The 12,310-nt window shown below is 70.1% G+C and carries 13 protein-coding genes and 1 pseudogene; 1 reads left to right on the plus strand and 13 read right to left on the minus strand.

Going from position 1 to position 12,310, the window contains the following annotated elements:
* Positions 1 to 201: 201 nt before the first annotated feature.
* The 8 genes from OG408_RS08095 to OG408_RS08130 all read right to left on the minus strand — a co-directional run bounded on the left by OG408_RS08095 (position 202) and on the right by OG408_RS08130 (position 6,980).
* Positions 202 to 399, minus strand: a complete 198-nt coding sequence (locus OG408_RS08095) for a hypothetical protein (RefSeq protein WP_148016158.1) — start codon at positions 397 to 399, stop codon at positions 202 to 204.
* A gap of 19 nt (positions 400 to 418) precedes the next feature.
* Entirely contained in the window at positions 419 to 736 is a 318-nt protein-coding gene (locus tag OG408_RS08100; protein ID WP_285573047.1) for a hypothetical protein, read from the minus strand.
* An 18-nt stretch (positions 737 to 754) separates the two neighbouring features.
* Positions 755 to 1,711: a helix-turn-helix transcriptional regulator gene (locus OG408_RS08105; RefSeq protein ID WP_266776854.1), complete on the minus strand. Its 957-nt coding sequence runs from the start codon at positions 1,709 to 1,711 to the stop codon at positions 755 to 757.
* Between the two features lie 13 nt (positions 1,712 to 1,724).
* Positions 1,725 to 2,678, minus strand: a complete 954-nt coding sequence (locus tag OG408_RS08110; RefSeq protein ID WP_266776856.1) for a helix-turn-helix transcriptional regulator — start codon at positions 2,676 to 2,678, stop codon at positions 1,725 to 1,727.
* A gap of 169 nt (positions 2,679 to 2,847) precedes the next feature.
* The gene (locus OG408_RS08115; protein ID WP_266776859.1) at positions 2,848 to 3,222 is read right to left on the minus strand and encodes an FKBP-type peptidyl-prolyl cis-trans isomerase; all 375 of its coding nucleotides are present in this window, start codon (positions 3,220 to 3,222) and stop codon (positions 2,848 to 2,850) included.
* A gap of 43 nt (positions 3,223 to 3,265) precedes the next feature.
* A complete protein-coding gene (locus OG408_RS08120; RefSeq protein WP_266776861.1) occupies positions 3,266 to 4,222 on the minus strand; it encodes an FKBP-type peptidyl-prolyl cis-trans isomerase in 957 nt (318 codons plus the stop codon).
* A gap of 127 nt (positions 4,223 to 4,349) precedes the next feature.
* Positions 4,350 to 5,711, minus strand: a complete 1,362-nt coding sequence (gene pafA, locus OG408_RS08125) for a Pup--protein ligase (RefSeq protein WP_123468669.1) — start codon at positions 5,709 to 5,711, stop codon at positions 4,350 to 4,352.
* A gap of 9 nt (positions 5,712 to 5,720) precedes the next feature.
* Entirely contained in the window at positions 5,721 to 6,980 is a 1,260-nt protein-coding gene (locus OG408_RS08130) for an MFS transporter (RefSeq protein ID WP_266776875.1), read from the minus strand.
* 133 nt (positions 6,981 to 7,113) lie between these two features.
* On the opposite strand from OG408_RS08130, the gene OG408_RS08135 reads away from it, so the two are divergent.
* On the plus strand, positions 7,114 to 8,151 hold the full coding sequence (locus tag OG408_RS08135; RefSeq protein ID WP_326669124.1) for a LacI family DNA-binding transcriptional regulator: 1,038 nt from the start codon (positions 7,114 to 7,116) through the stop codon (positions 8,149 to 8,151).
* Positions 8,152 to 8,208: 57 nt separating this feature from the next.
* On the opposite strand, the gene prcA is transcribed toward OG408_RS08135, so the two are convergent.
* The 5 genes and pseudogenes from prcA to dop all read right to left on the minus strand — a co-directional run bounded on the left by prcA (position 8,209) and on the right by dop (position 12,088).
* Positions 8,209 to 9,072 (minus strand): proteasome subunit alpha, encoded by an 864-nt coding sequence (prcA, locus tag OG408_RS08140; protein WP_266776879.1) that lies wholly within the window; start codon positions 9,070 to 9,072, stop codon positions 8,209 to 8,211.
* A gap of 59 nt (positions 9,073 to 9,131) precedes the next feature.
* Positions 9,132 to 9,977, minus strand: coding sequence for a proteasome subunit beta (prcB, locus tag OG408_RS08145; RefSeq protein WP_266776881.1), 846 nt, complete (start codon positions 9,975 to 9,977; stop codon positions 9,132 to 9,134).
* Positions 9,929 to 10,120, minus strand: a pseudogene (locus OG408_RS08150) (endonuclease domain-containing protein); the annotation flags it as partial. The pseudogene OG408_RS08150 and the gene prcB, both read right to left, overlap by 49 nt.
* 117 nt (positions 10,121 to 10,237) lie before the next feature.
* Positions 10,238 to 10,456, minus strand: a complete 219-nt coding sequence (locus OG408_RS08155) for a ubiquitin-like protein Pup (RefSeq protein ID WP_266776883.1) — start codon at positions 10,454 to 10,456, stop codon at positions 10,238 to 10,240.
* 120 nt (positions 10,457 to 10,576) lie between these two features.
* Positions 10,577 to 12,088 carry a depupylase/deamidase Dop gene (gene dop / locus OG408_RS08160; RefSeq protein WP_285573286.1) on the minus strand — a complete coding sequence of 504 codons (1,512 nt, stop codon included), beginning with the start codon at positions 12,086 to 12,088 and terminating at the stop codon, positions 10,577 to 10,579.
* Positions 12,089 to 12,310: the final 222 nt, after the last annotated feature.

The raw sequence follows: 12,310 nt of genomic DNA on the forward strand, positions 1-12,310 counted from the left end.
GCGGACCGAACGTCGGACGGACGTCCGATCGTCGAACTGTCAGCGATCGTATCCCGCAGGAGTAAACGCAGGGCAATACCCATGCATCCTTGCGATTACGGCCCAACGCCTCGCTCACAGGGCCGTCACCAGCAGCGTACCTCCCGCAACTGAGAAAAAGGAGGCCGCGCCCTCCCGGATCGATCCGGCCCCGGGCGCCGGCTAGCGCAGGGTTTCGCCCGTGGCCGCGAGGTTCGTGGCCGCGCGCTCCAGGTCCTCGGCGGCCCGGTTGATGCGCTCGGTGGTGCTTGTCACCTGGTGTCCGAGGCGCTGGGCCTCGATGAAGACCTTGACGGCGAGCACCCCGAGTACGGCGATCCCGAGGAACCCCAGGGCGATGGCGAGCATGGGCCAGAACATGCGCAGAGCCTCGATGTTTCTAGTGTCCGGCCGGTCCGGAGTGACCGGGGGTGACAGGTCGGGCACCGGTGTGGAGGCGCAGCGTCCGCACCCCGCCACCGGTGAGAAGTTCCACTATCCGCTCCCCCGCGGGCCTGCGGACCGCCGCGTCGCACGCGGGGCAGGTGAAGGAGTAGAACGTGGTCCTGCTGCTGGCGCCGATCGCGAGCCGGAACTCGGCCGCCGCCAGTTCGAACCGCGCCCGGCACTCCGGGCAGGCGGCCCGGAACCGTACGGACTCCGGAACGACCACGGTCGGCACGGCGGAAACACCCGACACCACGGACAAAGGGGGCATGGCTCCTCAGGCTTCCTCTCAGACCGGGCCGTCGTACGCGGCGAGCGCCGCACGGGCCGCACGCTGTGCGCTCTGGGCCAGCTCCGGCGGCGAGACGATGCGTCCTTCCCTGCCGAGCCGGAGCGCGAGCCTGCGCAGCGACGCCGGGTCGGGGGTCCGCAGCGTGATCCGCAGACCGCCGTCGGGCAGTTCGTCGGCGCTGTCGTGCGGGTAGTACTCGGCCACCCAGCGCCCCCCGGGACCGACCTCGACCACGACCTCCGGGTCCTCGGCGGCGGGCTGGACCAGCCCTTCCGACAGGTCCCGGAGTTCGAGCTCCGGCGGCGCGGCCGGCTCGTCGAGCAGCCGGATCTCGGCGACCCGGTCGAGGCGGAACGTACGCCGGTCCTCGGAGGACCGGCACCAGGCCTCCATGTAGGTGTGTCCGACGGCGAACAGCCGGATCGGGTCCACCTCGCGCTCGGTCAGCTCGTCGCGCGCGGGCGAGTAGTAGCGCAGCCAGAGGCGGCGGCGCTCGGAGATCGCCCGGTCCACGTCGGCGAAGACGCCGCCCTCGGACTCGAAGGTGACGGAGAGCCGGGAGCTGGCGGCCCCCACCTCACCGGCGGCGGCCTCCAGCTTGGCGGTGGCCCGCAGCAGGGCCTGGCGGTCGCTCTCGCGCAGTCCGGGGAGCGTCGCGACGGCGCGTGCGGCGACCAGCAGGGCCGTCGCCTCGTCGGCCGCGAGCCGCAGCGGTTCGGCGACGTCGTCCGGGTTGTGCCACCAGATGCGGTCGCCGTCGGTGTCGATGTCCAGCAGGTCGCCGCCGCGGAAGCTCGTCCCGCACATGGGCAGGACGTCGAGGTCCGAGATCAGTTCGTCCTCGGTGATCCCGAAGGCCCGTGCGACGTCCTGGACATGGGCGCCGGGGCGCTCACGCAGATACGTCACCAGGGAGAGCATCCGGCGGGTCTGGTCGATGGCGTTCGTGGCCATGAATACGGTCCCCTCAGTCCTTGGCCACGGCGCGCAGCCGGTCCACCACGTCGGCCCGCAGATCCGCAGGTTCGGTCACGACGACGTCCGGGCCGAACTCCACGAGCCAGGCGTCCAGACCGTGTCCGTACGGGATCTCCAACTCCTCCCACCCGTCCCCGAGTTCCCGGACCGATATCGCCCGGGCTCGGAGCGGGTAGCCGGAGCCGGCCCGCAGCCTGATCAGCGCGGTGCGCGTCGCCGTCTCGCCCGCCCAGCTCTCGACGGTCTCGCGGACGGTGACCACGTCGGGCACCTCGGCGGTGAAGGCACCGGCCCGGGAGCGGACCTTGCCGGCGATCCGGGAGAGCCGGAACACCCGCTCAGCGGCTCGCTCCCGGTCCCAGCCGGCCAGGTACCAGTGGCCGCGCCAGCACTCCAGCGTCCACGGCTCGACCTGGCGCTGCTCGGGGCGCGCGGCGTTCGCCTTGCGGTAGTCGAAGGTCACCGGACGGCGGTCGCGGCAGGCCAGCATCAGGGGTTCGAACGCGGCCTCGTGGACGGGGATACGGGGTTCGAGCGCGCTGTGCACCTCGTAGGCGTCCTCGGCCTCCGGCATGCCGGCGGCCCGCAGTTTCTGGAGGGCGCCGCTGGCCGCGCCGGCCAGCCGGGCCTGCTGCCAGACCTTGGCGGCCAGTCCGAGGGCGGCGGCCTCCTCGGCGTCCAGCGTGATCGGGGGCAGCCGGTTGCTGTCGCGGCGGGCGAGGTAGCCGGTGTCCCCGTCCAGGTTCTCCACGGTCTCGATGACCAGGCCGAGCTCGCGCAGATCGTCCTTGTCGCGCTCGAACATCCGGTTGAAGGCGTCGTCGGACCCCGCTTCGAGGTAGGCCTCGATGGAACCGCGCAGTTCGCGCTTGCTGAGCGGGCGCCGGGTCCCCAGCAGACACAGCGCCAGGTTCATCAGCCGCTCGGCCTTGGCAATCGCCATCGACGCCCTTTCTGTTTTGCTCTACGACCCTCGACCGTACCGCCCCGGGGTGTCCGGACAAAAGCCAGTGCCGCGGCAGGCAACGTCTGCGGCGGAGCGCACGTTGCCTGCCGCGGCACTGGGGCCCGCGCCTTGCGGCGCGGGCCCCTGGAAGCGCGGAGGCGCCGGATCAGACGGCGACCAGGTCGCAGACGAAGATCAGCGTCTCGCCCGGGGCGATCGCGCCGCCGCCGGCGCCGCGCTCGCCGTACGCGAGGTGCGAGGGGATGGTCAGCTGGCGACGGCCGCCGACCTTCATGCCCTGCACGCCCTGGTCCCAGCCCTTGATGACCTGGCCGGCACCGAGCTGGAACTGGAGCGGCGTACCGCGGTTCCAGGAGGCGTCGAACTCCTCGCCGGTGGAGAAGGCCACGCCCACGTAGTGGACGGAGACGGTCTGACCGGCCTGGGCGACGGGACCGTCGCCTTCCCAGATCTCCTTGATCTCCAGGTCGGCCGGCGGCTCGCCACCCGGGAAGTCGATCTCGGGCTTCTCGATGCTCACTGACTTGCTCCTCTAAATGATGAACTGGGCAACCGGGACAGTCTTACATCTTTGCCAGGATGTCCACGGCGAAGACGAGCGTCGAGTTCTTGGGGATGGTCTGCTGCGCCTTGTCGCCGAAGGCCTGGTCCGGCGGGATGACGAGCAGCACCCGGCTGCCGATCTTCTTGCCGATCAGACCGGTCTTCAGGCCCTTGAGCGTGACCTGGGCCAGCGGGAAGGTCTGCGTCTTGCCGGTCGCGTAGGTGCTGTCGAACGTCTTGCCGTCCTTCCACAGCAGGCCCACGTAGTTCACGACGACGCTGTCGGTCTCCTTGACGACCTCGCCCTTGGACTCCAGGACGTAGTTGGAGACCAGCTTCTTGGGCGGGGTGGACTTGGTGGGGATCTTGACGCTCGGGGCCTTGCCGTCGGTGTTGGTGCCCACCTTCGGCAGGTCGACGTTGTCCTGGGCGACCTCGGTGCCCTTGGCCGTCGCCGGGATCTGCTTCGCCTTCAGGACGTCGACGACGAAGACGAGGGTGGCGTTGGGCTTGATGTCGCCCTGGCCCTGCGCGCCGTAACCGAGGTCCGGCGGGATCACGAGCTCGACCCTGCTGCCGACCTTCTGACCGACCAGGCCCTTGTCCCAGCCCTGGATGACCATGCCGGCCCCGAGGGTGAGGTCGAACGCCTGCTTGCGGTCGAAGCTGTTGTCGAACGGCTTGTCGGAGTCCCAGGCCTGTCCCAGATAGTTGACCTGGATCGCGTCGCCGTTCTTGAGCTTCGCGCCGTCACCCTCACTGACGACGTTGGTCTTCAGCTCCTTGGGCGGCGTTCCCGTGCCCTTGGCCAGGGTGGGCTTCTCGCCGAACTTCGCGCCCGCGGTGATGGCGGGGAAGCCGTCCTTGGTGGGGGCGGACGCGGAGGCGGAAGCGGAGTCGGAGCCCTTGTCGTCGTTGCCGCAGGCCGCTGACAGCAGCAGCAGGGGGACGACGAGAAGGCCGGCAATTCGGCGCACTGGTTCCTCAGATCTCAGACGACACATGTGTAGGGGGTCCCGGACACTCTAGGGCGTGCGCAGGGCCCCGTACGAGGAACGTACGGGGCCCGAGTCGCGCGAGGGCCGAGGCGCGTCCTGCGCCGGCTCACATACCCGCGATGAGCTTCTCCACTCGGTCGTCGACGGATCGGAACGGGTCCTTGCACAACACCGTGCGCTGCGCCTGGTCGTTGAGCTTGAGATGGACCCAGTCGACGGTGAAGTCCCGCCGCTGCTCCTGGGCCCGCCGGATGAAGTCGCCCCGCAGCCGCGCCCGGGTCGTCTGCGGGGGCACCGACTTGCCCTCGAAGATCTTCAGGTCGTTGCAGATGCGGGCGGCCTGTCCCTTGCGCTCCAGCAGGTAGTACAGGCCGCGGCGGCGGTGGATGTCGTGGTAGGCGAGGTCTATCTGGGCGACCCGCGGATTCGACATGGTCATGTTGTGCTTGGCCCGGTACCGCTCGATGAGCTTGTACTTCATGACCCAGTCGATCTCGGTGCCGATCCGGTCGAGGTCCTCGGCCTCGATCGCGTCGAGTGTGCGGCCCCACAGTTCGAGGACCTTCTCGACGTTGCCCGTACGGATGCCGCGGCGGTCCACGAAGTCCACGGCCTTCTCGTAGTACTCGCGCTGCACCTCGATGGCGGACGCCTCGCGGCCGCTGGCGAGGCGGACCTTGCGCTGTCCCGTGATGTCGTGGCTGACCTCGCGGATCGCCCGGATCGGGTTCTCCAGGGTCAGGTCCCGCATCACCGTGCCCGCCTCGATCATGCGGAGCACCAGGTCGGTCGCGCCGACCTTGAGGAGCATGGTCGTCTCGGACATGTTGGAGTCGCCGACGATGACGTGGAGGCGACGGTACCGCTCCGCGTCCGCGTGCGGTTCGTCCCGGGTGTTGATGATGGGACGGGAGCGCGTCGTCGCGGAGCTGACGCCCTCCCAGATGTGCTCGGCACGCTGGCTGACGCAGTAGACGGCGCCCCGCGGGGTCTGCAGCACCTTGCCGGCGCCGCAGATCAGCTGCCTCGTGACGAGGAAGGGAATGAGGATGTCCGCGAGCCGGGAGAATTCTCCGTGCCGGGCCACGAGGTAGTTCTCATGGCATCCGTAGGAGTTTCCCGCCGAGTCGGTGTTGTTCTTGAAGAGATAGACGTCGCCCGCGATTCCCTCCTCGTGCAGGCGGCGCTCGGCGTCGACGAGCAGGCCTTCGAGAATGCGCTCGCCGGCCTTGTCGTGAGTGACCAGTTCGGTCAGGTTGTCGCATTCGGGGGTTGCATATTCCGGATGCGATCCCACGTCGAGGTAGAGGCGGGCGCCGTTCCGCAGAAAGACATTGCTGCTGCGGCCCCATGACACAACACGGCGGAAGAGGTAGCGCGCCACTTCATCAGGAGACAGTCGGCGCTGTCCCCTGAACGTGCACGTGACGCCGTACTCGTTCTCCAGCCCGAAAATGCGGCGGTCCATGACTGAACATTACGCCTGATGGCCCGAGCTGAAACCGGGTTCGACGGCACCGTTTCGATCATTTTCCGATCCTCGCACCGCTACGGCACTACGCCCGGGAGCTGCGAGGACCTTTCCGGTGGCCAGCAGAACGGCCAGCGCGGCCACTCCACCGGCCCCCGCCACGGCGAAGCTCCACGCCGTCCCGCCCCACTCCACGGCCGGACCCGCCACGGCCGTGCCCGCCGCCGCGCCCACCCCGAACGTCGTCACGAGCCAGGAGAACGCCTCCGTCACCGTGCCCCGCGGGGCGTGCCGGTCGACGACGATGAACGAGCAGGCGATGGCCGGGGCCAGGAACACCCCGGCGACGGCGGCCAGCACGGTCATCGCCACCACACCCGGGGTCAGCACCAGGGGGAGGTAGCCGAGCGCCAGCAGGGCGACGATCACCCGGAGCCTGCGCTCGGGCGGCCCCGACCACTGCCGCGCCCCGTAGACCGTGCCGCCGATCAGCGCGCCGAGCCCCAGGGCCGCCATCAGCCAGCCGTAGACCGACTCCTGGCCCTGGTCGTCGGCGTACGCCACGCCCGCCACCGTGATGGAGCCCAGCGCCAGGCCGACGAAGAAGAAGGAGCCGAGCAGCGCCAGCAGCCCGGGCGAGCGCAGCGCCCCCAGCCAGTGCGCCTCGCGCGGCGCGGAACGCCAGGCCCTGGACGGCTCGGACAGGACGACGGAGAGCGCCCCGAGGACGCCGATCGCGTTGATGACGAGCAGGGCGGCGGCCGGCGACCAGAGGGAGACCAGCACGGTCACCAGGAGCGGCCCGACCGTGAACATGACCTCCTGCGCGACCGCGTCCATGGCATAGGCCCGGTGCACCCGGTCCTCGCTGCCGAGGACGCTCGGCCACAGGGCCCGCAGGCCGCCCTCCAGGGGCGGCGTGAACACTCCGGCGACGGCCACCGCCCCGTAGGCGAGCGGCAGCGATCCGAAGCCCGCCACGGCGAGCAGGACCATGCCGAGTGCGGAGACGACGGCGGCGGGCAGCTGGACGCGCGGCTGGCCGTAGAGGTCCACGGCGCGGCCCAGCAGCGGCTGACCGACCGCCGTGCCCAGCCCGTACACCGCCGCGAGCGCGCCCGCGAGGGCGTAGCTGCCGCCCTCCGCGCGGGTGAACAGGACGATCGCGATGGGGGCGGTGCCGTTCGGCAGCCGGCCCACCAGGGTGCCCGTGAGCAGCCTGGCGGCATGCCGCGCCCGGAGGATGTCCAGATATCCCGCGGCCATGTCCCGCCCCTCTCCTTGGAGCGCCCGTCCGGCCACCCGAGGTTTTACGTATAACTTCAAGGTTCATACGTACCATGAGCCCAGTCCGCAGGTCCACCTCGCCGTGCCTGCCCCGACCGGCCCGGAGGCCCGCGTGACCAGCCCAGCACCACCCGGCCCGCCCCGGCCCACCAGCCGCGACGTGGCCCGGGCCGCCGGCGTCTCCCAGGCCACCGTCTCCCTGGTCGTCGGTGACAAATGGCGCGGCCGGGTCTCCGAGGCCACCGCCGGCCGGGTGCGCGAGGCCGCCCGCGGACTCGGCTACCGGCCCAATCTCGCGGCCCGCAACCTGCGTCTGGGCAGTACCCGGACCGCACTGCTCGTCGTGCCCGCGCTCACCAACGAGTTCTTCGCCCGGGTGTACACCGGCGCCGCCGCGGTCGCCGCCGAGCACGGTTTCGGCGTCGTCCTCTACCCGTCACCCGACGGCACGGGCCCGGCCCGGGACCCCTTCGCCTCGGCCCGCGCCGCGCTGGACGGGGTGATCGCCTCCTCGATGGCGGCCGACGCCCTGGGCGCCCTGCAAGGAGCGGGTCTCCCCCTGGTCATGCTCGACAGCGACCCGGCGGCGCCGGGACCCGCCGCCCGGGTCAACCTGGACATCGCCGACGGCATGCGGCAGGTGACGGAACACCTGCTCGCCCTCGGCCACCGCCGTTTCCTGCATCTCTCGTCGTCCGTGGACACCTGGACCTTCGCGGTCCGCGCCCGTGCGCTCCACGCGGCCCTCGGCGGCGTGGCGGGCACGGAGGTGCGTACCGTCGCGGCCGCCCTGGACGTACGGGCGGGACGCGAGGCCACCGAGCGCGCGCTGGCGGCCCCGGGCCCGCGCCCCACCGCCCTCGTGTGCGACGACGACATCCTGGCGGCGGGCGCCTGCAAGGCCGCCCGCCGGCTCGGGCTGCGGGTCCCGGACGACCTCTCCGTCACCGGCTTCGACGATCTGGCCCTGGCCACGGCGGTCGAGCCGGAGCTCACCACGGTGCGGCTGCCCGCCGAACAGGTCGGCGAGCGCGGCATGAGCGCCCTGCTGGCGGTGCTGGACGGCCGGCAGGCCGAGCCGGGGAGCCTGCCGGTGCGGCTCGTCGTGCGCGGCTCCAGCGCGCCACCGCCCGCCGGCCAGGCCGTATGACGGTGCCCCGGCCCGCCGAAGGGCGGACCGGGGCACCGTCGGGACGTGCGGGACGGGCTACTCGACGTCGCCGCCGGAATCGGTGGAGTCCCCGGCATCGGAGGCATCCGGGGCGGCCTTCTTGGCGCCCGGCTTGCCGGTGTCCGTCGCGGCCGCGGAGGTGTCCGCGCCCTCGCCGTCCTCGGTGTCCGAAGGGGCGTCCGTGGGCGTCGAATCCGCGCCGTCCGCCTCCAGCAGGCGGGCCAGCTGCCGGCCGACGATCCGCTTGAACTTGCGCTGCTGCGGCCGCGTACGGTCCAGGACCGCGACCTCCAGCCGCTCCGCGGGGATCTCCCGCTCGCTGCCGTTGGGATCGCGGGACAGCGCCTGCACCGCCAGCTTCAGCGCCTCGGCGAGCGACATCCCGTCACGGTGGCGCTGGTCCAGGAAGGTGCTGATCTGCTCGGCGTTGCCGCCGACCGCGACCGAGCCGTGCTCGTCCACGATCGAGCCGTCGTGCGGCAGCCGGTAGATCTGGTCGCCCTCGGGCCCGGCGCCGACCTCGGCGACCACCAGCTCCACCTCGTACGGCTTCTCGGCCGCACTGGAGAAGATGGTGCCGAGCGTCTGCGCGTAGACGTTCGCCAGTCCACGCGCCGTCACGTCGTCGCGGTCATAGGTGTATCCGCGCAGATCCGCATAGCGCACTCCGCCGATGCGGAGATTCTCGTACTCGTTGTACTTTCCGGCGGCGGCGAAACCGATCCGGTCATAGATCTCGCTGAACTTGTGCAGCGCGCGGGACGGGTTCTCGCCGACGAACACAATGCCGTCGGCGTACTGCAGCACAACCAGGCTGCGACCACGGGCGATGCCCTTCCGGGCGTATTCCGCCCGGTCGGCCATGGCCTGCTGAGGTGAGACATAGAACGGCGTCGACACCGGCTATCCGTCCCTTTCTGTCAGTGACAAGAGCATCGAAGAAGCCTCGGTACGGGCGGTCAGAGCAGCGCGGCGCGCGGGCCGTCGGGCTGTTCCAGCCGGCGTTCCAGAATCGAGCGGGCAATCTCGGAGGATTCCGTCTCGGTCAGCTTCCGGAAGCCCTCGTCGGTGATGACGGTGAGGATCGGATAGATACGACGGCCCACGTCCGGTCCACCGGTCGCGGAATCGTCGTCCGCCGCGTCGTACAGCGCCTGTACGACCAGCGTGAGCGTCTGCTCCTCCGTCAGGTCCTCGCGGTAGAGCTTCTTCATCGAGTTGCGGGCGAAGATCGAGCCGGAGCCCGTCGACGCGTACCCGTGCTCCTCGGAGCGGCCGCCCGTGACGTCGTAGCTGAAGATCCGGCCCCGCTCACGGTCGACGTCGTAGCCGGCGAAGAGCGGCACCACGGCGAGACCCTGCATGGCCATGGCCAGATTGCCGCGGATCATCGTGGAGAGCCGGTTCGCCTTGCCCTCCAGGGAGAGCTGGGCCCCTTCGACCTTCTCGAAGTGCTCCAGCTCCAGCTGGAAGAGCTTGACCATCTCCACGGCCAGACCGGCCGTACCGGCGATGCCCACCGCCGAGTACTCGTCGGCCGGGAAGACCTTCTCGATGTCGCGCTGCGCGATCATGTTGCCCATGGTCGCCCGCCGGTCACCGGCCAGGACGACGCCGCCGGGGAAGGACGCCGCGACGATCGTGGTGCCGTGCGGCGCCTCGATGGCCCCCTTCATGGGCGGCAGCTGCCGGTTGCCCGGGAGCATCCCGGGCGACTGGTCGGACAGGAAGTCCATGAAGGAAGAGGACCCGGGCGTCAGGAAGGCAGCTGGTAGACGCCCGGTGCTACGAGTGTTGGCTTCCACGCGTTTCCCTCCAGGTAAGCGATGGCCCTGCGCAAGGTGTCAGGAGCATCTCCCAACTTGCCTACGGCCGAATTGCAGTTGAAGCACCGTATGCCACGGACCCTACCCGTCCGACGACGGTGATCCACATGTGTGGCGGAGGCATTCGGACCGATCGCGGTCCGCGCCCGCGAGGTGTGTCCCCGAGGCGTGCCGGCGGTCGTGCGGCACGGGCCGGAGCCCGTGCCGCACGCCGGTCACCGGTAAGGGCGCCGGGCCGGTTACTCCCCGCCCTTTTGAACAAATGAGCGAACGAAGTCCTCGGCATTGGCCTCCAGGACGTCGTCGATCTCGTCGAGGACGTCGTCCACGTCGTCGCTCAGCTTCTCCTGCCGCTCCTTGAGGTCCTCGGAACCCTGCGCTTCCTGCGCCTGCTCCTCGGTCCCCTCGGTGGAACGTGTCGCCTTCTGCTGTCCGCCGCCGGTGTCCTTGGTCGCCATGTAGCTCACCCCGCTCGGTTCGAAGCACTTGATCAGACCCTACCTACGGGGTCCGACATTGGCCCGGTACTTGTCTCAACGTCCGGAGGTCATCGGAATGATTCCCAGTCGGCGGCCCTTTCAGCCGCCCGACAGCACCCGGACCAGCTCTTCCGCCGTACGGCAGCGGTCCAGGAGCGCCTTGACGTGGTCACGGGTGCCCCGCAGCGGCTCCATGGTCGGAACCCGCTGCAGGGAGTCGTGGCCCGGCAGATCGAAGATGACCGAGTCCCAGGAGGCTGCGGCGACGTCGTCCGCGTACTGCTCCAGGCAGCGGCCGCGGAAATACGCCCTGGTGTCCTCCGGAGGCGCCGTACGGGCCTTCTCGACCTCGTTCTCGTCCAGGAGGCGCTTCATCCTGCCGCGGGCCACCAGACGGTTGTAGAGGCCCTTGTCGGCCCTCACGTCGGCGTACTGCAGGTCCACCAGGTGCAGCCGGGCCGCGTCCCAGTCCAGGCCGTCCCGGCGGCGGTAGCCCTCCATGAGCTCCCGCTTCGCGATCCAGTCCAGCTCGCGGGACAGACTCATCGGGTCGTTCTCCAGCCGGTTGAGCGTGTCCTCCCAGCGGACCAGGATGTCCTTGGTCTGCTCGTCGGCGTCCGCCCCGTACCGCTCCTCGACGTACTTGCGGCCCAGCTCGAAGTACTCCATCTGGAGCTGGACAGCGGTGAGTGTCCGGCCGCTGCGCAGAGTGATCAGCTGCTGGAGATCCGGGTCGTGCGAGACCTGGTGCAGCGTGCGCACCGGCTGGTCGACGGCCAGGTCGACGTTGATGAAGCCGTCCTCGATCATGGAGAGGACCAGTGAGGTGGTGCCCAGCTTGAGGTAGGTGGAGATCTCCGAGAGGTTCGCGTCACCGATGATCACATGGAGCCGGCGGTACTTCTCGGCGTCGGAGTGCGGCTCGTCGCGGGTGTTGATGATCGGGCGCTTGAGGGTGGTCTCCAGACCGACCTCGACCTCGAAGTAGTCGGCGCGCTGGCTGATCTGGAACCCGTGCTCGTGGCCGTCCTGGCCGATGCCGACCCGTCCGGCGCCGGTGACGACCTGCCGCGAGACGAAGAACGGCGTCAGATGGCGCACGATGTCCGAGAACGGGGTCTCGCGCTTCATCAGGTAGTTCTCGTGCGTGCCGTACGAGGCGCCCTTGTTGTCGGTGTTGTTCTTGTAGAGGTGGATCGGCTGGGCGCCGGGCAGCTGGGCCGCGCGCTCGGCGGCCTCGGCCATGATGCGCTCGCCGGCCTTGTCCCACAGGACCGCGTCCCGGGGGTTGGTGATCTCCGGCGAGCTGTACTCGGGGTGTGCGTGGTCGACGTAGAGCCGTGCTCCGTTGGTGAGGATGACATTGGCCAGGCCGATGTCCTCGTCGGTGAGCTGGCTGGAGTCGGCGGTCTCGCGGGCGAGGTCGAAGCCTCGCGCGTCGCGCAGCGGGTTCTCCTCCTCGAAGTCCCAGCGGGCGCGCCGCGCCCGGTGCATCGCCGCCGCGTAGGCGTTGACGATCTGGGACGAGGTGAGCATGGCATTGGCGTTGGGGTGGCCGGGCACGGAGATCCCGTACTCCGTCTCGATGCCCATTACTCGCCGTACGGTCATGCGGCCCTCCTTGCCCGGCGTCGCTCCCTTCCGGGGCGGCGCTCAAGTACCGCTGCTTCTCCGGTGCGTGCGCGGTCTGCCCGTCCCCGCACTGCGCGACCGGGCGGTACGCCAGAGCCTAGAGCGCCTCTGTGCTGCTGGGGAGATCAATTACGTCATTACTGCGGTGTCGTGGGAGCTGTCCGGAAAGCAACCGGCTGCGGATGCCCGGCCGGGCATCCG

This window comes from Streptomyces sp. NBC_01257, assembly GCF_035917255.1.
GTDB lineage: Bacteria > Actinomycetota > Actinomycetes > Streptomycetales > Streptomycetaceae > Streptomyces.